We start from the raw sequence: 18633 nt of genomic DNA, 5'->3' as shown, positions 1-18633 counted from the left end.
CATGGCCGACGCCAACATCCGCATCCCCGAGGAAGCCAAGGACAGACTCGCCGCCATAGCCGCCGCCGAGGGGCTGTCGCTGCGCGCCTATCTGGCCCGTCTCGCCGAGACGCTGCTCACGCCGGCCGAGCGGGCCGAGCGGGCCGAGCGCGCCCGCGCCGCACTGCAGGACTGGAACGGCTACGCCCCGACCGCTTCCGAACAGCAGGACCTCGACACCGAGTTGGACCGGCGCCTGGCGGAGGCGAGGGGCCGGTGACGGAAACGCACATCGTGTTGGACGAGACGGCGATGGTGGCAGCAGGACAGGGCAACGTCCTCGCCTCCCGCCTCATCCACCGCGCGCACGCCGAGGCCGGCTGGTACCTCTACGCACCCTCGTGCGCCCTGGTCGAAGCCGACCGCGCCCGGCCCGGCACGGCGGAGCACCTCGCCGCCCTGCCGGGCATCACCATCCTCGACCTGGACCTGCCCGCCGCGCTGGCGGTCGCGCGCCGGGAGAGCTGGGCCGCGGCCCACACCCAGTACGCGGCCCAGCCCACGCCCGAACGGCCCGAAGGCGCGATCATCGCCACCACCCTCCCCAAGCGGTGGAAGGGCGAGCCGGTCCGTGTCCTGGACCTGGGTGCCTGACCGGCGCTCCGGTCAGAAGCCTTCGGGGCCCACACGAGCCGCTGTTCGCCGCCTGTGCGGTCCTGCTGTTCGGGGTACTGGAGGACTCGCCGTTCATCCCCGGGCTGGGGATCCTGTGCAGCGTCTTCGACCTCGCCTACATCGGACTGCTGCTCCGCCCCCGGCTCAGAAGCCTTGCGGGCCCATCACGATGACCGGCTTCGCCGCCGGGTCGAGGGTCTCCAGGACCTTCTTCATCGCCTGCTTCGGGATGCCTACGCAGCCCTGCGAAGGCCCGTCGTGGTCCACGTGGAGCCAGATGTTGCCGCCCTTGCCCTCGCCCTCCGGCTTGACCGGGTCCAGCGGCGAGCGGCCCGGCCTGCGGTTGAAGTCGATGGCGACGACGTAGTCGAAGGAACCCGCCAGCGACTCGCCGTTCACTCCCCGGCCCGTCGCGACGAAGGAGCGGTCCTTGTCGTACGGGAGCTTCGTGCCCGGCGGCGCGGCCAGCAGGCCGCCCGCGTCGGTCAGCGCGAAGACGCCCTGGGGGGAGGTGAGGTCGCCGTACGTACGCTCCGTGGACCAGCCCTTGGCCCCGTTGCGGGCCGGCCAGCTCTCCGCCCGGACCCAGTCGGCGCCGGCCGCGGGGCGCGTGTAGAGCGTCGCGGTGGCCTCCGAGGAGTCCGCCGCCTTGCCGCTGACCAGGATGAGCTGGCGGGACTCCGCCGGGATGCCGGCCCTGGTCTGCTCGCTGATGCCGGTCAGGCCCTGCATGACGTCCCGCTGGGCGTCGCGCGCGGCCCGGTCCCGGGCCGGCGGACGGGCGTCCGAACGGGCCTGGAGCGCGGCGTCGGAGGCCCCGTCCTGGTCCTGGGCGGCGTACAGCCAGCCCGCCCCGAGGGTCATCAGGCCGAGGGTGGCGGCGAGGGCCACGCGGCGGGGCGCACGGGATGTGCGCGTCGTACGGGGCCTGCGCGACCTGGGGGAACGGGCTCGGGCGTGCTTGCTCATCAGACCGACCGTACAGCAGCCGATCTTCAGTGTGGCTGAGCGCTGCCCTGCCGCCGGGTGTCCGCCGCGGGAAAGCGGAGCCGCACCGTCAGCCCGCCGTCCGGGGCCGGATTGGCCCACGCCGTCAGCTCCGCCCCGTGCGCCCGGGCGATGGAGGCCACGATCGACAGGCCCAGCCCGGCGCCCTCACCTGGGGTGTGCCGGCGTTCCGCACGCCGCCGGAAGGGCTCCAGGAGCCGCGGCACATCGGCCGGATCGATCACCGGGCCGGTGTTCGACACCGTCAGTTCCCCGTCGGCGGAGGTGGCCAGGGCGAGCCGGCCGCCCGCACGGTTGTGACGTACGGCATTGGTCAGCAGGTTCCGCACCAGGTGGCCCAGCAGGGCCCGGTCGCCCGTCACGGTGAGCGGGGCGAGGGCGGGCTCCACCGTCAGGCCCTGGTGCGGGCAGGCCTCCAGTTCGGCGGCGGCCAGCGCGGCCAGGTCCACCCGCTCGGTGGACTCCAGCCCTTCCTCCGACACCGCGAGCAGCAGCAGCGACTCGATGAGGTGCTCGCTGGCGTCGGCGACGCCGATGAGCTTGGCGCGGATCCGGGCGACCCGTTCCGGCGGCGGGTCCCCGGCCAGCCCGATCTCGGCCGCCGCCCGCTGCACGGCGAGCGGGGTGCGCAGCTCGTGCGCCGCGTTCGCCGCGAACCGGCGCTGGGCGGAGACCAGGTGCTCCATCCGGTCCAGCATGGCGTCGAAGGTGTCGGCGAGTTCCTTGAGCTCGCCGGGCGGGGCGTCGAGGCCGATCCGCTCGTCCAGGTTCTCGCCGGACAGCCGGCGCGCGGTCCCCGTGATGACGGCGAGGGGGCGCAGCACCCGGCCGGCCATCCACCAGGCCAGCCAGATCGACAGCACGGCGAAGACGGCCAGGGCGATGAGGGAGACGGTCAGCAGCCGGTGCTGGGCGGCCTCGGTGACGGCGCCCGACAGGTTCCGGGTGAGGGCGTAGGCCCGCAGCTGCTCCGGGCTGGGCCCCTCGCCCGGGGCCACCGTCCGGGCGGGTTCCGGACTGCGGTACGGGTACGGTTCCGGCGTCTCGCCCGCCCGCAGCGCCGGGCTCACGGTGCTGACGACCCCGCTGACGCTCGCGTAGAGCCCCTGGCCGACCAGGACGTAGACCAGCGCCACCAGGGCGCCGCCGGCCAGGAGCAGCAGCGCCCCGTACAGGGCGGTGAGCCGGCCGCGCTCGGTACGCGGGACGGCGGGCGGCAGGGTGCGCGGGAGGGCTCGGCGCAGGGCGCGGGCGGCGCGGGCGGCCCGGCTCCGATCCCCGCTCACCGGGCGGCGATCCGGTAGCCCGCGCCCGGCACCGTCTCGATGAGCGGCGGCTCGCCCAGCTTGGCCCGGAGCTTGCTGAGGGTGACGCGGACGGCGTTGGTGGAGTAGCTGGTGTCCTCCTCCCAGACCTCCTCGATCAGGTCGTCGTTGCTGACCACCGCGCCCTCGGCCCGCAGCAGCGCCTCCAGGACGGCGAACTCCTTGCGGGACAGGGCCAGGCGGCGCCCGTCCCGCGCGGCGCTGCGGCGGGCGGTGTCCACGGCGACCCCGGCGCGCTCCAGTACGGGCGGCAGGGCGGGCCGGGCGCGCCGGCCGAGGGCCAGGACGCGGGCGAGGAGCTCGTCGTAGGCGAAGGGCTTGGTGAGGTAGTCGTCGGCGCCCAGGCCCAGGCCCTCGACGCGGTCCCGTACGGTCCCGGAGGCGGTCAGCATCAGGACGCGGGTCAGCAGCCGCTCGCGCACCACGTGGCGGCAGACCTCGTCGCCGTGCAGGCCGGGCAGGTCGCGGTCCAGGACGAGGACGTCGTACGCGCCGAGGCGCAGCCGCTCCAGGGCCTCCAGGCCGTCGCCCGCCTCGTCGACGGCCAGCGCGTCACGGCGCAGCCCCTCGGCGATCATCTCCCGGAGGAATTCCTCGTCCTCCACCACCAGTACGCGCATGCCGTCCTCTTTACCGGAGACCGGCATTTCGTCGGTGTAAGCACGGGGCGAGAGGGAAGCGAAAGCCCTCCTTGCCGCAGGGTCGGGCCCATGAAGCGATCCCTCATCATGACCACGGCCGCGGCGATCACCGGTCTGGCGCTGGCCGTCACCGGCTGCGCGAACGGCACGTCCGGCGGGAAGTCCGGCGGGAAGCAGGACGGCGCCTCGGCAGGCGGTTCGGGCGGCGGGGCGGGCGCCGACGCGGACAAGGCGGTGAAGATGCGCCAGTGCCTGCGCGAGCACGGCATCGACGCGCCCGACCCCAAGCCCGGCCAGGACCCGCGCGCGATGACGGTGGGCGGCGGCGTGGACCCGCAGAAGATGCAGGAGGCCATGAAGGCCTGCGGGATGGGCGGCCCCGACTCCGGCAAGGAGCCCACGCAGGAGGAGAAGGACAAGGAGCTCAAGTGGATCCGCTGCATGCGCGAGAACGGGGTCCAGCTCAAGGATCCTGAGTACAACGGGGGCATGCGCACCGGCATCGAGGTGCCGCCGGGCCAGGAGAAGGCCTTCGAGGACGCCCAGAAGAAGTGCGAGGCGGCCCGGTCGTGAGGAAGCGCGGGAAGTGGCTGCTGGCCTCGCTCGCCGTCGTCCTCGCGGCCTCCGGCGGCGGCTACGCGGTGAAGGCCGCCCAGCCCCGGCAGGACGGTGCGGGCCAGCAGCGCGCCGACGGCCTGCCGCCGGCCACGGCGCCCGTGCAGCGCGGCGACCTCAGCTCCGGCCTCCAGACGGAGGGCACGCTCGGCTACGCGCAGGAGCGCAAGGTCAACGCGGCCGGGCCGGGCGTGCTGACCTGGGCCGCGGGCGAGGGCACGGCGGTCGAGCGGGACGGGAGGCTGTACGAGGTCAACGGCAGGGCGGTGCGGCTCATGTACGGGTCCACGCCGATGTACCGGCCGCTGAAGGCCGGGGACAAGGGCGAGGACGTCAAGCAGCTCAAGCGCAACCTCCAGGCGCTCGGGTACGGAACGGGGCTGGACGCGGGCGACGGCACCTTCACGGCGGGGACGGCCACGGGCGTCAAGCGGTGGCAGAAGCAGCACAAGATGCCGGAGACGGGCGAGGTCGCCAAGGAGGACATCGCCTTCGCCCCGGGGCCGCAGCGGGTGCGGAAGAACGACTCGGCGGTCGGTGACGAGCCGGGCCCCGGCAAGCCCGTGATGACCCTGACGGGCACGGAGCGGATCGTCCGCTTCCAGATGGACGCGGCGAAGGCGGGGGCCGCGAAGGCCGGCGAGCAGGTCACGGTGCGGCTGCCGGGCGGCGCCTCCGTCACCGGGAAGATCGACGCGGTGGGCGGCCCGGCGGACCCGGGCGGCGCGAACGGCTCGAACGGCTCCGGGGGTGGGGGGAGCGGGGGTGGCGGTGGCGCCGGTGGTGGCGACAAGAAGGCCAAGGTCGAGGTCACCGTCACCTTCGAGGACCCGTCCCAGGTCAACGCCCCGGACCAGTCCCCGGTATCAGTCGTCCTGACCGGCGAGACCCGCAAGGACGTGCTCTCCGTACCGGTCAACTCGCTGCTGGCCCTGGCCGGCGGCGGCTTCGGCGTCCAGGTCGTGGAGGACGGCAGGGCGCGCGAGGTGAAGGTCGAACTGGGCATGTTCGGCAACGGCCGGGTCGAGGTGACCGGCGACGCCCTGAAGGAGGGCATGCAGGTGGGGATCCCGAAGCTATGACGCACACGCACCCGCACACGCACACGCATCCCGTGCCCGTGGTCGAACTGGCCGGGGTCACCAAGGAGTACCCGGGCGGGGTCGCGGCCCTGCGCGGGGTCGACCTGAAGGTCACGAGCGGCGAACTGCTGGCCATCGTCGGCCCGTCCGGATCCGGGAAGTCCACCCTGCTGCACATCGTCGGCACCCTGGACCGGCCGACGGCCGGCCGGGTCGCGATCGCCGGGTACGACATCGCGGCCCTCTCGGACCGCGCCCTGTCGGCGCTGCGCTCGCGCCACGTCGGCTTCGTGTTCCAGTCCTTCCACCTGGTACCGGGCATCAGCGCCCGGGCGAACGTCGCCGAAGGCCTGCTGTACTCGGGCCTCTCGCGGGGCGAGCGCGGCCGCCGGGCGGAACGGGCCCTGGAACGGGTCGGCCTCGGCGACCGGATGGACCACCGGCCCCACGAGCTGTCCGGCGGGCAGAAGCAGCGCGTGGCGATCGCCCGCGCGGTGGCGGGCGCACCGGACCTGCTGCTGGCCGACGAGCCGACGGGGGCGCTGGACACGGCGTCCGGGGAGTCGGTGATGGAACTGCTGCACGAGCTGAACGGGGACGGGGCCACCATCGCCGTGATCACCCACGACAACGAGATCGCGGCGAGCCTGCCGCGGCAGGTACGGATCCGGGACGGGGAGATCGTGGCGGACGTGTGGAACGCGGGTGCGGGTGTGGGTGCAGGTACGGGTACGGGTGCAGGTACGGGTACGGGTGCAGGTACGGGTACGGGTGCAGGTACGGGTACGGGTGCAGGTACGGGTGCTGGGGCCGGGGCCGGGGCTGGGGCGGTGGTCGCGTGACGGGGCGGCGTAGGGGTGCGGATGCGGGTGCCCGTACGGGTAGCCGTACGGGCACCCGTGCGCGGAGGCTGACGCCGCCGAGGCTGTCCCCCCGGGACGTCCTGCACGTCGGTTCGGCCGGCCTGCGCGCCCGCCCGATGCGGGTGTTCCTCTCCGCGCTCGGCATCGCCATCGGCATCGCGACGATGATCGCGGTGGTCGGGATCTCCTCCTCCAGCCAGGCCAAACTGCTGCGCGAACTGGACCGGCTCGGCACCAACATGCTCGTCGCGTCGCCGGGCCAGGGCATGTTCAGCGGTCAGGACACCCGACTGCCCAAGGAAGCCCCGGGCATGATCTCCCGGATCCAGGGGGTCGAGTCGATCGGCACCACCGGTGACGTGGCCGAGTCCGTACGCCGGACGGAGAACATCCCGTCGGAGGAGACGGGCGGGGTCGTGCTCAAGGCGGCCAAGGACGACCTGCTCGGAACCCTGCGCGCGCGGATGGGCAGCGGCACCTGGCTCAACGAAGCCACCGGCCGCTACCCGTCGGTGGTGCTCGGCGACGTCTCCGCGCGGCGCCTGGGCATCACCGAGCCCGGGCAGCAAGTGTTCATCGGCGGCCGGTACTTCACGGTCATCGGCATCCTGGCGCCGATCCCGCTGGCCCCGGAGATCGAGCGCTCCGCCCTGATCGGCTGGGACGCGGCCGAACGGCTCCTGGGCTTCGACGGGCACCCGACAGCGGTGTACGAACGATCGGCGGACGACCGGGTGGCGGAGATACGGAACCTGATCGCCCCGACGGCCAACCCCCAGACCCCGAGCGCGGTATCGGTCACCGACCCCTCGGCGGCCCTCCAGGCGAAGGCGGCCACCGAGGGAGCCTTCAGCACGCTGCTGCTCGGCCTGGGCGGGATCGCCCTGCTGGTGGGCGGGGTCGGCGTCGCCAACACCATGATCATCTCGGTGTTGGAGCGCCGCCACGAGATCGGCCTGCGCCGTTCCCTCGGCGGCACCAAGGGCCAGATCCGGATCCAGTTCGTGACGGAGTCCCTGCTCCTGTCCGGCCTGGGCGGGCTCGCGGGCATCGCCTTGGGCGCGGCCGCCACCGCCGTCTACGCCCGGGCCGGCGACCTCCCCTGGGTGGTCCCCCTCTGGGCGGTGACCGGCGGCTTCGGGGCCACCCTCGCGATCGGCACCCTGGCCGGCCTCTACCCGGCGGTCCGCGCGGCCCGCCTGTCCCCGACGCTGGCGCTGGCGGCGGGGTAGGGGGGTGGGGGTGTAGGGGGGCCGGCATGGGCGTGGGCGTGGGGTGCGAGGTGTGGGTGCGAGGTGACGGGCGGGGTTTCGCGAGGTCGAGTCCCGTCCCTCTGAGCGATCACCGGCGTACTCTGAGTTGATGATACGAACTCCACGTCACGCAGCGCGTGTTGTCATCTTGTCCCCCACCGGATCGGTGTTCCTCTTCCGCGAGAACAACGTGGAGGTCGGCATCCACTGGCTGCCGCCCGGCGGCGGCATCGACCCCGGGGAGAGCCCCGAGGACTGCGTGCGGCGAGAGCTGCGCGAGGAGACCGGGTGGACCGACCTGGAACCGGGCCGACTGCTGTGCACCTGGGAGCACGACTTCACGCACCAGGGCATCCCGGTCCGCCAGCACGAGCACATCTACGTCACCACCGGCCCCCGCCGCGAACCCGTCCTGGAGGCGCCCGGCATCCACTGGCAGTGGCTCTCCCCGCAGCGCCTGGCCACCCTCGGCGAACCCCTCTGGCCGCCGCGCCTGCCGGACCTCCTGGCGAACACCCCGGCGGAACCGGTCCACCTCGGGCTGCTGGCCTAGCGCGTGGCGGTGGCGGTGGCGGTGGCGGTTGGGGTGGGTGTGGGAGTGGGAGTGGGGCCGGCCGTGGGGGTGGAGCTTGCGGTGGGGGCAGTTGCGGGGGCGGCGGCGCCGGCTGTGGCCTTGGCGTACAGCGAGGCCGCGTAGTCCCCGAGGATCGTGCTGGTCGACACGTCGTCCGTGTCGCCGCCGGTGAGGATGCCGATGATCTTCCCGTCGCGGGCGATCCACGCGCTGCCGCTGGTGCCGCCGGGGAAGTCGGCGCAGTCGAAGCGCTGTTCGGTCTCGCTCTCGCGGACGGCCACCGCGGTGCAGGTACGGGGAACCTTGCGGTCGGCGGGGTAACCGGTGACCGTGACCTCCTCGCCCGCACGGCCGCTGGTGTCCAGCACGGCCGCGCCGGTCACGTCCTCTATGGTGCGGCCCTTGTCGTCGGGGGCGAGGCGGGCGAAGGCGAGGTCGTAGGCGTCGTCCGTGCCCTGGGCCCAGCGGTCGTCCTCGAAGACTTCCTCGAGCTTCCATGTGCCGTACGGGGCGAACCCGTTGGCGTATGCGGGTGCGAAGACGGCTTCCCCGTCGGCCTGTGCCCCGTCGAGCAGACAGTGGCCGGCGGTGACGATCAGGTTCCGGCCCGGGCTCTGCACGACGGTCGCGGTGCAGAAGTGATCACCGTCCAGGCCGCCCGTGAAGAGGGCCCCGGTGAAGGCCGCGGGACCCCCGGGCTGCGGGGTGACGGCGGGCGGCAGGGTGGTCGCGGGACCGGACGAAAGCTGCGGCTTCGCCGCTTGTGATCGCGACGGCTCCGCCACCGGACCGGTGGGACCTGCCTTCGCCCGCACGGGCGGGACCTCCTCGGGCGGCGGTACCAGCACAGCCATCGCCGCAGAAGCCCCCAAGGCCGCCACGGCACACAACACAGCCGTCACCACGGTCTGCTTGTCCACCGGCATGATGATCCCTCCGCTTTGCCCCGGCGCAGCATGCCCCGGAGTCGGCCGCAGGTGCAAGGCGGGGCGGGGGTGTTGGGGGGCCTGTGCCTGTGGAGCCTGATCAGGGATGGTTTGGGGGTTTCCCGTCAGTCCCATGGTCTCTCCGTGTCGGGCCGGCCCCTCAAGGGCGCTCCCTGCGGTCGCGTCGCTTCGCGATGGCCTGCGGCCACCCTTGACCGGCCGTCCCGACACGGAAAGACAGGACTGTCGGGAAGCCCCCAAAAGAACGGTCACCTGGGGACTAGTGGTTGTGCGGGGCGGCCGGGGAGGGGCGGGCCGGGTGCAGTTGCCTTGCCGGAGCGAGACCCCGGCCAGTCCCCCGGCAGGAGCCGCCAGGGGGTGGTAGCGCGTCACATCGCTACGCGCTCCTCACGTCTCAGCGTCTGCCACCCGCTTGTGGCTGCTCATAAGCCGCCACAGATCGCTACGCGCTCCCCGAGGGACTGCGTCTGCCACCCGTCTGGGGCTGGTCATAAGCCGCCACAGATCGCTACACGCTCCCCGGAGAGCGCGTCCGGCGCCCGTCTGGGGCTGGTCATGAACCGCCACAGATCGCTACGCGCTCCCGAGGGACGGCGTCCGGCGCCCGGCTGGGGCTGGTCATAAGCCGCCACAGGTCGCTACGCGCTCCCGAGCGAGGGCGTCCCGCGCCCGGCTGGGGCTGGTCATGAGCCGCTGGCGGTAGCGCACCGGCGGGCGCCCCGGGCGGTTCAGTCCGCTGCGCCGCGCGGCACGACCCAGCGCATCGGCTGGCCCGTCACTTCGGCGATCATGTCGTAGTCGCCGTCGTAGTGCAGAACGGTTGCGCCGTGCCGCTCGGCGGTCGCCGCGATGACCAGGTCCGGGAGGGACACCGCCTTCCACTTCCCAGCCACGATGAGGCGTGCCTGGACCTCAAGGGCCCGGTCCCAGGCCTCGTCGGGGGTGGGGAGCCAGTCGAAGGCGCCCATCCCCTTACGGACCCGGTCCGCGTCGGCCTTGGAGCGGGCGCTGTACATCACCTCGAGTTCCACCGCGCCGCAGACAGCGAGCACACCCGCATTGTGGAGCGGGTGGACAACGGCGTGGACAACCGGCTTGGGGTAGCGGGCAAGGGCTGACTTGTCGATCAGGAAGCGCTCGGTCATGCCGCCCTGTCCTGCACGTGATCCGTCTCCCCGAGGGGCTCGGTGGCGGCTTCGGCGGTCGGCTCCACCGGGCCGGTCAGGTCCGGCAGCCCGCCTTCGGCGAGCCAGTTCAGGAACTCTTCCCGCTTGCGCCGCTTGACCACGTCCTCCAGGGCCGCGTTCACGGTGGCCACCTTCGTCTTCGTACCGAAGATCTCGGCGGCCTCCGCCAGCAGGGCGTCGTCCACGTCGATGACGGTTCTGGCCATGGTGAACCTCCTCAGCGAGGGGCGACCTGCCCCTGTCCTACTTAAACGATATCAAGATCGATCACGAGAGATATCGTTTCTGCAGGGGCCCCCGGGCGACGCTCCTAGGCCTTCACTCCACGACCCCCCGCCCAGAGCCCCTCCGGGGTCAGGCCCAGCAGGTCGATCGCGTTGCCGCGGACGATGCGGTCCACCACCGCCGGGTCCAGGTGGCCCATCTGGGCCTCGCCGACCTCGCGGGACTTGGGCCAGGTGGAGTCCGAGTGGGGGTAGTCCGTTTCGTAGAGGACGTTCGCGACGCCGATCGCGTCGAGGTTCTTCAGGCCGAAGGGGTCGTCGAAGAAGCAGCCGAAGACGTGCTCGGCGAAGAGTTCCGACGGCGGGCGGTGGACCTTGTCCGCGACGCCGCCCCAGGCGCGGTTCTCCTCCCAGACCACGTTCGCGCGCTCCAGGATGTACGGGATCCAGCCGATCTGGCCCTCCGCGTACATGATCTTGAGGTTCGGGAAGCGTTCGAACTTGCCGCTCATCAGCCAGTCGACCATCGAGAAGCAGCAGTTGGCGAAGGTGATGGTGGAGCCGACCGCCGGCGGGGCGTCCGCCGAGGTGGACGGCATGCGGGAGGACGAGCCGATGTGCATGGCGATGACCGTGCCGGTCTCGTCGCACGCCTGGAGGAAGGGGTCCCAGTCGTCCGTGTGGATGGAGGGGAGCCCGAGGTGCGGGGGTATCTCGGAGAAGGCGACCGCGCGCACCCCGCGTGCGGCGTTGCGGCGCACCTCGGCCGCGGCCAGCCGGGCGTCCCACAGCGGGACGAGGGTGAGGGGGATCAGGCGGCCGTGGGCTTCGGGGCCGCACCACTCCTCCACCATCCAGTCGTTGTACGCCCGTACGCCGAGCAGGCCGAGTTCGCGGTCCTTGGCCTCGGTGAAGGTCTGCCCGCAGAAGCGCGGGAAGGTCGGGAAGCAGAGGGCCGACTGGACGTGGTTGACGTCCATGTCCGCGAGCCGGTCGGGAACCGAGAAGGACCCGGGGCGCATCTGCTCGTAGGTGATGACTTCCAGTTTGATCTCGTCGCGGTCGTACCCGACGGCGGTGTCGAGGCGCGTGAGCGGCCGGTGCAGGTCCTCGTACACCCACCAGTCGCCGATCGGGCCGTCGTCGCCCTTGGCCCCCATGACGGGAGCGAACTTGCCGCCGAGGAAGGTCATTTCCTTCAAGGGGGCGCGGACGACGCGGGGGCCGGTGTCCTGGTACTTGGACGGGAGCCGGTCCCGCCAGACGTGGGGGGGCTCCACCGTGTGGTCGTCCACCGAGATGATCTTCGGGAAGGTCTCCATACCCGATACGGTAGCGCTGATCTGACGAACCGTCAGCTAGTTGGGAGCCGATCGGTCCGTTACGGGCTGACGTGTACGCGCAAGACAGGGCAGACTGGCCCTTACACCGACGGAAGGCAGGGGGGACGACAGATGGACGGCGTACCGGCCATCCCGCACCCGCGGAAACACCCCGAAGCAGCCCGCATCACCGCCGCCGAACCGGCCGCACCGGCCCCGCCCTCCGCCTCCCCCGCCTCCGCAGGGTCCCGCTTCGCCGTCCTCGGGCCCATCCGCGCCTGGCGCGGCTCCGACGCCCTGCCCTCCGGCACCCCCCAGCAGCGCGCCCTGCTCGCCGCGCTCCTGCTGCGCGACGGGCGCACCGCCACCGCGCCCGAGCTGATCGACGCCATCTGGGGCGAGGACCCGCCGCAGCAGGCCCTCGCCACCATCCGGACCTACGCCTCCCGCCTGCGCAAGGTCCTCGACCCCGGGCTGCTGGTCACCGAGTCCGGCGGCTACGCCATCCGGCTGCGCTCCGCCGCCACCCTCGACCTGGGCGTCGCCCGCAGCCTCGCCGCCGACGCCGAGGCGGCGCGTACGGCCGGTGACCGCAGCCTGGCCCGTACGCTCCTGGCCCGCGCCCTGGACCTGTGGGAAGGCGAGCCCCTCGCGGGTGTGCCCGGCCCGCACGCCGAGACCGAACGCGTCCGGCTCGCCGAATGGCGCCTCCAGCTGCTGGAGAGCCGCCTCGACCTCGACCTGGAGGTCGGCCACCACGCCGAGGCGGTCTCCGAGCTCACCGCCCTCACCGCCGCCCACCCGCTGCGCGAACGCCTGCGCGAGCTGCTCATGCTCGCCCTCTACCGCAGCGGCCGGCAGGCCGAGGCACTCGCCGTCTACGCCGACACCCGCCGACTCCTCGCCGACGAGCTCGGCGTCGACCCGCGCCCCGAGCTCTCCGCCCTGCAGCAGCGCATCCTGAACGCCGACGCCGACCTCGCCCGCGCCGAGGACCCGGCGCCCGCGGCCGCCTCCGTACACGTGAGGCCGGCCCAATTGCCCGCGACCGTGCCCGATTTCACGGGCCGCGCCAGTTTCGTCGACGAGCTCGGCACGATCCTTTCGGGCGGCGCCGAGGGCCAGGTCATGGCCGTCTCCGCGCTCGCCGGGATCGGGGGCGTCGGCAAGACCACCCTCGCCGTGCACGTGGCCCACGCCGCCCGCCCGCACTTCCCCGACGGGCAGCTCTACGTGGACCTCCAGGGCACCGAGGCCCGCCCCGCCGAACCGGAAGCCGTCCTCGGATCGTTCCTGCGCGCGCTGGGCACCCCCGACAGCGCCATCCCCGACTCCTCCGCCGAGCGCGCCGCGCTCTACCGCTCCACCCTCGACGGCCGCCGCGTCCTGGTCCTGCTCGACAACGCGCGGGACGCGGCCCAGGTACGCCCGCTGCTGCCGGGCACCGCGGGCTGCGCCGCCCTCGTCACCAGCCGGGTCCGCATGGCGGGCCTCGCCGGGGCCCATCTCGTCGACCTCGACGTGATGAGCCCCGAGGAGGCCCTCCAGCTGTTCACCCGCATCGTGGGGGAGGAACGCGTACGCGCCGAACGGCAGGCCGCCCTCGACGTGGTCGGCGCCTGCGGGTTCCTGCCGCTCGCGATCCGCATCGCCGCCTCCCGCCTCGCCGCCCGGCGCACCTGGACCGTGTCCGTCCTCGCCGCCAAGCTCGCCGACGAGCGCCGCCGCCTCGACGAGCTCCAGGCCGGCGACCTCGCCGTCAAGGCCACCTTCGAGCTGGGCTACGGCCAGCTGGAGCCCGCCCAGCAGCGCGCGTTCCGCCTGCTGGGCCTGCCCGACGGGCCCGACATCTCCCTCTCCGCGGCCGCCGCCGTGCTCGACCTGCCCGAGCACGACACCGAGGACCTCCTCGAAGCTTTAGTCGACTGCTCCCTGCTGGAATCCGCCGCGCCCGGCCGCTACCGCTTCCACGACCTCGTACGGCTCTACGCGCGTGCCTGCGCCGAACGAGACGAGCAGCCGCCGAGCAGCCGCGACGCCGCCCTCGACCGGGTGCTGGACTTCTACCTGGCCACCGCCTCCGGGGTCTACGCGCTGGAGCGCCCCGGCGACCGGCTCCCCGCGCACCTGTCCGCCACCCGCCACCCCGGCCTGGTCTTCGCGGAGCCGCGCACCGCCCTGGACTGGCTGTTCGCCGAGGCCGACCCGCTGCTGGCCTGCGTACGGCAGGCCGCGGCGCGGGGCGGCGAGACGCACGTACTGCGCCGGGCCGTGGACCTGCTGTGGGCGGCGAAGGACCTCGCCGAGTCCGGGGCCAACTCCCGGCAGTACGAGTCGGCGGCCGTGGCCCTGCGCGACGCCGCCCGCACCGCGAAGGACCCGCGCGCCGAGGGCCGGGCCCGTACCACGCTGACCATGGTCTACCTGGTCTCCGGGCTGAACGCGGAGGCCGACGACGAGGCGCGGCAGGCCATGGTGCTCGCCCGTGAGGCCGACGACCCGCTGCCGAGCTGCTGGGCGCCGAACGACCGCGGGATCATCGCGCTCCATCAGGGCCGGTACGCCGACGGCGAGCGGTTCCTGCTGGAGGCCATCGAGAACTTCCGGGCCGACGACAACAACATCGGCGAGGCCAGCGCCCTGTGCAACCTCTCCCGCATCCACGTGATGCTGGGCCGTCTCAGCAGCGCCATCGACCTCGCGCAGCAGGGCATCGCCATATACGACCGGATGGGCCTGACCCTGCGGCTGGCGAACGGCCGGTACGCGCTGGGCATCGCCCTCACCCAGGCGGGCCGGCTCGGTGAGGCCCTGGCCCAGCTCACCGAGGCCCTGTCCCTCTTCCACGAGAACCGGCAGCCGCTGTGGGAGGGCGTGACCCACTTCCGGCTCGCCGAGGCCCACCTGGCCGCGCGCCGGCCCACCCTGGCCGCCTCGCACGCCGAGCAGGCCATCGCCCTGCGCGGGATCGGCGGGGAGTGGCGCCGGGCGACGGTCCTGACGGTGCTGGGCAAGGCGCTGCGGCGGCTGGGGCAGACGGACCGGGCGCGGGCGTGCTGGCGGGACGCGGAGGCGGTCTTCGCCCAGCTGGACTCGGCGGAACTGGCCGAGGTGCGCGCCCTGTTGGCCTCGGAGCTGGCTGCCTGAGCTGGGCTCCGGCCGTTGAACGCGGCGTTCATCGTTCGTTTATCGCCTCCGGGCACGATAGGTGCATCGACCCGGCGCGTCGGGGGGCTACCGGGTCGAATGGAGGACTACCCGTTCGGCGGTCATCGGGGGAATCGCCGAGCGGGCCCGACCCATCCACCAGGAGGTCCGATGACGACGAACGAGAACATCCTGCCGGCCGACGGCGACATCAAGCCGCTCGACAACCACGCGTCGGGCCTTGACATCGAGACGCAGGACAACCACGCGTCGGGCGCCGAGGTCAAGCCGCTCGGCAACCAGGTCTCCGGCGCCGAGGTCAAGCCGCTGGACACCCAGACCTCCGGCGAGGAGATCCAGACGCTGGACAACCACGCGTCCGGTCCGCGTCCGTAGCAGGCCGCACGAGCAGCTCCACGCCGTACGGGGGAACCACGGGGGGATCCGGGGGGACACGGGGGAATCCGGCGCGGAGCACGGGGGAACACGGGGGAACGAACGGCGGTCGCGGTGGCCCGGAGGGGGAGCCACCGCGGCCGCCGCGTTCGTGTGTCCGCGGGGACGGCGCCCGGCGGGCGGCGGCGCTTAGGGTGGGAGGGTGTTCACCTCCCAGGGGCCGAGCGTCCGCGAGCTGGCCGTGCAGGCCCTCTCCTCGGTCGAGCGCGGTTACGACCTGCTCGCGCCGAAGTTCGACCACACGCCCTTCCGCACCCCGGACCGGATGCTCGACGCCGTCGAGGAGACCCTCGCCCAGCGGGAGGGCTCCTTCGGCGCCGGGCTGGACGTCTGCTGCGGCACGGGGGCGGGGCTCGGGATGCTGCGCCGGCTGTGCCGGGGGCGGGTGACCGGGGTGGACCTCAGTGCGGGGATGCTGGCCGAGGCCGCCCGGGTGCACCCGGACCCGCGCGTGGACTTCGTACGGGCCGACGCGCGGGCACTGCCGCCCGCGCTCGGGGACTCGTACGACCTGGCGGTGAGCTTCGGGGCCTTCGGGCACTTCCTCCCGGCCGAGCGGCCCGCCCTGTTCTCAGGCGTGCACGCGGCGCTGCGCGAGGGCGGGCTCTTCGCCTTCCCGATCGGTGCGCCGATCCCGCCGACTTCGCCGCTGTGGTGGGCGGTGGCGGGCTTCGACGCGGCGATGCGGGTGCGCAACGCGGTGTGGCGGCCGCCGTTCGTCATGTACTACCGGACCTTCCCGCTGGGCGGGGTCAGCCGTGACCTGCGGGCAGCCGGGTTCACGGTGGAGACCGCGCCGCTGGAGCACTTCGGGCGGCTGCCCTCGGGCGCCCCGCGGTGGCGCCTGGTCCTGGCCCGCAAGGCCGGGTAGGCACGTCGAGCGCCCCGTGCGGAAGGGCCCGGCCCACTAGGTTGACTCACACATCCGGAGGACACGATGCCAGCCGAGCTCCCCGAATGGATGCTCCCGCCCCGCCCGAGCGGCTGGGAAGCGGACGACCTCGATCACCTGCCCCAGGCTCCCCGGCACACCGAGCTCATCGACGGAGCGCTGATCTTCAGGCTGTCCCCGCAGCGGTCCTGGCACTCCCGGCTCGTGCAGAACCTGACCTTCAGCCTGGGGCAGGCCGCACCCGACGGCATCGAGGTTTCACTGGAAATGACCGTCCGGCTCGACAAAAGGAGCCGCCCCGAGCCGGACATCCTGGCCGCGACGGTCGCCTACGACCCCGACCGCACCCGCTTCCTCCCGGACGAGGTCGCCCTCGTGATCGAGGTGGTGTCCGAGGAGTCGGCCGACCGCGACCGCTCCATCAAGCCGTTCAAGTACGCCCAGGCGGGCATCCCCCACTTCTGGCGTGTGGAGGACGAGCCGAGCGGGCCCGCCGTCCACGTCTACGAACTGGACACGGTCACCCGGTCGTACGTCGCCACCGGGATCCACCGCGAGTGGCTGAAGGTGTCGGTGCCCTTCCCCGCAGCCATCGACCTGGGCAAGCTCGTCCCCTGACTCAGCGGGCGCGCAGTTCCCGTTTGAGGACCTTGCCGCTGGCGTTGCGCGGGAGTTCGGAGACGAACTCCACCGCCCGCGGCACCTTGTAGTTGGCCATCTCGCGCCGGCTCCAGGCGATCAGGTCGTCGGCGGTGAGGGTGGAGCCGGGGCGGCGGACCGCGTACGCCTTGCCGACCTCGCCGAGGCGCGGGTCCGCGACGCCGATCACGGCGACGTCGGCGATGTCCGGGTGCAGGCCGAGGAGTTGCTCGATCTCGGCGGGGTAGGCGTTGAAGCCGCCGACGATGAACATGTCCTTGATCCGGTCGGTGATGCGCAGGTTGCCGTCCGCGTCGAGGACCCCGACGTCTCCCGTGCGCAGCCAGCCGTCGGGGGTGATCGCCTTCGCCGTCTCGGCGGGGTCCTCGAAGTAGCCGCGCATGACGTGGTGGCCGCGGACCCACACCTCGCCCGCCGTGCCGGGGGCCTGTGCGGCCCCGTGCCGGTCGGCGATGCGCACCTCCGTGCCCGGGACGGGACGTCCGGAGGTGGCGGCGATGACTTCGGCCGGGTCGCCGCGGCGGCACATGGTGACGATGCCGCTGGCCTCGGAGAGCCCGTAGGCGGTGAGGACGACGTCGATGTGCAGTTCGCCGCGCAGCCGCTCGACGAGCTGGAGCGGGACGACGGCGGCGCCGGTGACGACCAGGCGCAGGGCGCCGAGGTCGTGGTGGTCGCGCTGGGGGTGGTCGAGGAGGGACTGGTGGAGGGTGGGCGGCCCGGGGAGTACGGAGATCCGCTCGGCCGCGATGTTGGCGAGGACGGTGTCCACGTCGAAGACGGGCTGGGGGACCATCGTGGCGCCGCGCATCAGGCAGGCGATGATCCCGGCCTTGTAGCCGAAGGTGTGGAAGAAGGGGTTCACGATCAGGTAGCGGTCGCCCTCGCGCAGTCCGGCGAGTTCGCTCCAGACGGCGTAGCAGCGCAGGGACTGGGCGTGGGTGATGACGGCGCCCTTGGGGCTTCCGGTGGTGCCGGAGGTGAAGACGATGTCGGAGGGGGCGTCGGAGGGGATGGCCTCGGCGCGTTCGCGGACCGTGTCGGCCGGTACGCGGTCCCCGCCGGCCAGGAAGTCCTTCCAGGTGCGGAAGGACTCGGGGGCGTCGTCGGCGAGGACGACGACCTGTTCCAGGTGCGGCAGTGCGGGCAGCGGGCCGGTGCCGGGGCCTTCGGCGGCGGCACGGCGCAGGGAGGCGACGTAGGAGGTGCCGAGGAAGGTGCCGGTGACGAAGAGCAGCCGGGTGCGGCTGCGCTGGAGGACGTACGCCGCTTCCGTGCCCTTGAAACGGGTGTTGAGGGGGACGAGTACGGCGCCCGCCGAGACGGCTCCGAGGGCGGAGACGATCCATTCCAGGGTGTTGGGGGCCCACACGGCGACCCGGTCGCCGGGTTCGACTCCGGCGGCGATGCAGGCGGCCGCGGCGCGCTCGATGCGGGCGCCGAGCTGCGCGTAGCTGACGCGGGAGCGGCCGTCGACGACGGCCTCGCGGTCGGCGTAGCGGGTCGCGGCCTCGCGGACCAGGCCGGCGATGCTGCCCCAGCGCAGGTCGCCGCGCGGGTCCTCGCCGCCGTCGGCGGGAGCGGTGTCGTACGAGGCGCCGTACGCGGTGTCGTACGCGGTGTCGTACGCGGTGTCGTACGCGGTGTCGTACGCGGCGGCGCCGGGCCGGGCCCCGGGCCCCGTGCCGTGTCCCGCCGCGTCGTGTCCCGTGCCGTACCCCGCCTCGTGCCGCGCGCCGTGCCGGTCCTCGCCCATCGTCCGCCCTCCCCGGTACCCAATAGC

Annotated in this window: 19 protein-coding genes; 11 read left to right on the top strand and 8 right to left on the bottom strand. The window is 73.2% G+C overall.

The genetic code is table 11. The features are described 5' to 3' along the window. The first annotated feature begins 1 nt into the window (after window position 1). Window positions 2-259 (top strand): hypothetical protein, encoded by a 258-nt coding sequence (locus AB0D94_RS25315; RefSeq protein WP_362055866.1) that lies wholly within the window; start codon window positions 2-4, stop codon window positions 257-259. Between the two features lie 32 nt (window positions 260-291). Continuing rightward, the gene (locus AB0D94_RS25310; protein WP_362055864.1) at window positions 292-633 is read left to right on the top strand and encodes a hypothetical protein; all 342 of its coding nucleotides are present in this window, start codon (window positions 292-294) and stop codon (window positions 631-633) included. Between the two features lie 165 nt (window positions 634-798). Here the strand turns inward: AB0D94_RS25310 and AB0D94_RS25305 are convergent, their stop codons facing one another. From AB0D94_RS25305 to AB0D94_RS25295, 3 genes are all read right to left on the bottom strand, one after another. Further along, window positions 799-1623, bottom strand: a complete 825-nt coding sequence (locus AB0D94_RS25305; protein ID WP_362055836.1) for a hypothetical protein — start codon at window positions 1621-1623, stop codon at window positions 799-801. Window positions 1624-1649: 26 nt separating this feature from the next. Next, on the bottom strand, window positions 1650-2882 hold the full coding sequence (locus AB0D94_RS25300) for an ATP-binding protein (RefSeq protein ID WP_362055862.1): 1233 nt from the start codon (window positions 2880-2882) through the stop codon (window positions 1650-1652). Window positions 2883-2944: 62 nt separating this feature from the next. After that, window positions 2945-3607 (bottom strand): response regulator transcription factor, encoded by a 663-nt coding sequence (locus AB0D94_RS25295; RefSeq protein ID WP_362055834.1) that lies wholly within the window; start codon window positions 3605-3607, stop codon window positions 2945-2947. A 90-nt stretch (window positions 3608-3697) separates the two neighbouring features. Between AB0D94_RS25295 and AB0D94_RS25290 the strand changes: the two genes are divergently transcribed. From AB0D94_RS25290 to AB0D94_RS25270, 5 genes are all read left to right on the top strand, one after another. After that, window positions 3698-4201 (top strand): hypothetical protein, encoded by a 504-nt coding sequence (locus AB0D94_RS25290; protein WP_362055832.1) that lies wholly within the window; start codon window positions 3698-3700, stop codon window positions 4199-4201. After that, window positions 4198-5325, top strand: a complete 1128-nt coding sequence (locus AB0D94_RS25285) for a peptidoglycan-binding protein (RefSeq protein WP_362055830.1) — start codon at window positions 4198-4200, stop codon at window positions 5323-5325. The genes AB0D94_RS25290 and AB0D94_RS25285 overlap by 4 nt, the downstream gene beginning before the upstream one ends. Beyond that, window positions 5322-6167 carry an ABC transporter ATP-binding protein gene (locus AB0D94_RS25280; protein WP_362055828.1) on the top strand — a complete coding sequence of 282 codons (846 nt, stop codon included), beginning with the start codon at window positions 5322-5324 and terminating at the stop codon, window positions 6165-6167. The genes AB0D94_RS25285 and AB0D94_RS25280 overlap by 4 nt, the downstream gene beginning before the upstream one ends. Window positions 6168-6235: 68 nt before the next feature. Continuing rightward, window positions 6236-7420, top strand: coding sequence for an ABC transporter permease (locus tag AB0D94_RS25275; RefSeq protein ID WP_362055860.1), 1185 nt, complete (start codon window positions 6236-6238; stop codon window positions 7418-7420). Window positions 7421-7550: 130 nt separating this feature from the next. Next, the gene (locus tag AB0D94_RS25270; protein ID WP_362055826.1) at window positions 7551-7994 is read left to right on the top strand and encodes an NUDIX domain-containing protein; all 444 of its coding nucleotides are present in this window, start codon (window positions 7551-7553) and stop codon (window positions 7992-7994) included. Here the strand turns inward: AB0D94_RS25270 and AB0D94_RS25265 are convergent. From AB0D94_RS25265 to AB0D94_RS25250, 4 genes are all read right to left on the bottom strand, one after another. After that, complete coding sequence (locus AB0D94_RS25265) at window positions 7991-8941, bottom strand: trypsin-like peptidase domain-containing protein (RefSeq protein WP_362055824.1); 951 nt, start codon at window positions 8939-8941, stop codon at window positions 7991-7993. The genes AB0D94_RS25270 and AB0D94_RS25265 overlap by 4 nt on opposite strands. A gap of 749 nt (window positions 8942-9690) precedes the next feature. Next, window positions 9691-10107 carry a PIN domain nuclease gene (locus tag AB0D94_RS25260; protein ID WP_362055822.1) on the bottom strand — a complete coding sequence of 139 codons (417 nt, stop codon included), beginning with the start codon at window positions 10105-10107 and terminating at the stop codon, window positions 9691-9693. Next, window positions 10104-10355, bottom strand: coding sequence for a type II toxin-antitoxin system VapB family antitoxin (locus AB0D94_RS25255; protein ID WP_362055820.1), 252 nt, complete (start codon window positions 10353-10355; stop codon window positions 10104-10106). The genes AB0D94_RS25260 and AB0D94_RS25255 overlap by 4 nt, the downstream gene beginning before the upstream one ends. A 104-nt stretch (window positions 10356-10459) precedes the next feature. After that, window positions 10460-11695 (bottom strand): amidohydrolase family protein, encoded by a 1236-nt coding sequence (locus AB0D94_RS25250; RefSeq protein WP_362055818.1) that lies wholly within the window; start codon window positions 11693-11695, stop codon window positions 10460-10462. Window positions 11696-11827: 132 nt separating this feature from the next. Between AB0D94_RS25250 and AB0D94_RS25245 the strand changes: the two genes are divergently transcribed. The 4 genes from AB0D94_RS25245 (at window position 11828) to AB0D94_RS25230 (ending at window position 16808) form a co-directional block, all read left to right on the top strand. After that, window positions 11828-14842: a BTAD domain-containing putative transcriptional regulator gene (locus tag AB0D94_RS25245; protein ID WP_362055816.1), complete on the top strand. Its 3015-nt coding sequence runs from the start codon at window positions 11828-11830 to the stop codon at window positions 14840-14842. A 171-nt stretch (window positions 14843-15013) separates the two neighbouring features. Continuing rightward, window positions 15014-15238 (top strand): hypothetical protein, encoded by a 225-nt coding sequence (locus AB0D94_RS25240; RefSeq protein ID WP_362055814.1) that lies wholly within the window; start codon window positions 15014-15016, stop codon window positions 15236-15238. Between the two features lie 202 nt (window positions 15239-15440). Next, a complete protein-coding gene (locus AB0D94_RS25235) occupies window positions 15441-16169 on the top strand; it encodes a class I SAM-dependent methyltransferase (RefSeq protein ID WP_362055812.1) in 729 nt (242 codons plus the stop codon). Between the two features lie 66 nt (window positions 16170-16235). After that, window positions 16236-16808, top strand: coding sequence for a Uma2 family endonuclease (locus tag AB0D94_RS25230; RefSeq protein WP_362055810.1), 573 nt, complete (start codon window positions 16236-16238; stop codon window positions 16806-16808). 1 nt (window position 16809) lies between these two features. Here the strand turns inward: AB0D94_RS25230 and AB0D94_RS25225 are convergent, their stop codons facing one another. Then, window positions 16810-18606 (bottom strand): FadD3 family acyl-CoA ligase, encoded by a 1797-nt coding sequence (locus tag AB0D94_RS25225; RefSeq protein WP_362055808.1) that lies wholly within the window; start codon window positions 18604-18606, stop codon window positions 16810-16812. Window positions 18607-18633: the final 27 nt, after the last annotated feature.

The organism is Streptomyces sp. NPDC048255, from assembly GCF_040652415.1.
In the GTDB taxonomy this organism is placed as follows: domain Bacteria; phylum Actinomycetota; class Actinomycetes; order Streptomycetales; family Streptomycetaceae; genus Streptomyces.
This window is presented reverse-complemented; position numbering and strand designations above follow the sequence as displayed.

Coding starts and splice junctions, on each gene's coding strand:
- AB0D94_RS25315 (WP_362055866.1), top strand. CDS start 2: ATGGCCGACGCCAACATCCGCATCCCCGAGGAAGCCAAGGACAGACTC.
- AB0D94_RS25310 (WP_362055864.1), top strand. CDS start 292: ATGGTGGCAGCAGGACAGGGCAACGTCCTCGCCTCCCGCCTCATCCAC.
- AB0D94_RS25305 (WP_362055836.1), bottom strand. CDS start 1,623: ATGAGCAAGCACGCCCGAGCCCGTTCCCCCAGGTCGCGCAGGCCCCGT.
- AB0D94_RS25295 (WP_362055834.1), bottom strand. CDS start 3,607: ATGCGCGTACTGGTGGTGGAGGACGAGGAATTCCTCCGGGAGATGATC.
- AB0D94_RS25290 (WP_362055832.1), top strand. CDS start 3,698: ATGAAGCGATCCCTCATCATGACCACGGCCGCGGCGATCACCGGTCTG.
- AB0D94_RS25280 (WP_362055828.1), top strand. CDS start 5,322: ATGACGCACACGCACCCGCACACGCACACGCATCCCGTGCCCGTGGTC.
- AB0D94_RS25270 (WP_362055826.1), top strand. CDS start 7,551: ATGATACGAACTCCACGTCACGCAGCGCGTGTTGTCATCTTGTCCCCC.
- AB0D94_RS25265 (WP_362055824.1), bottom strand. CDS start 8,941: ATGCCGGTGGACAAGCAGACCGTGGTGACGGCTGTGTTGTGTGCCGTG.
- AB0D94_RS25260 (WP_362055822.1), bottom strand. CDS start 10,107: ATGACCGAGCGCTTCCTGATCGACAAGTCAGCCCTTGCCCGCTACCCC.
- AB0D94_RS25255 (WP_362055820.1), bottom strand. CDS start 10,355: ATGGCCAGAACCGTCATCGACGTGGACGACGCCCTGCTGGCGGAGGCC.
- AB0D94_RS25250 (WP_362055818.1), bottom strand. CDS start 11,695: ATGGAGACCTTCCCGAAGATCATCTCGGTGGACGACCACACGGTGGAG.
- AB0D94_RS25245 (WP_362055816.1), top strand. CDS start 11,828: ATGGACGGCGTACCGGCCATCCCGCACCCGCGGAAACACCCCGAAGCA.
- AB0D94_RS25240 (WP_362055814.1), top strand. CDS start 15,014: ATGACGACGAACGAGAACATCCTGCCGGCCGACGGCGACATCAAGCCG.
- AB0D94_RS25230 (WP_362055810.1), top strand. CDS start 16,236: ATGCCAGCCGAGCTCCCCGAATGGATGCTCCCGCCCCGCCCGAGCGGC.
- AB0D94_RS25225 (WP_362055808.1), bottom strand. CDS start 18,606: ATGGGCGAGGACCGGCACGGCGCGCGGCACGAGGCGGGGTACGGCACG.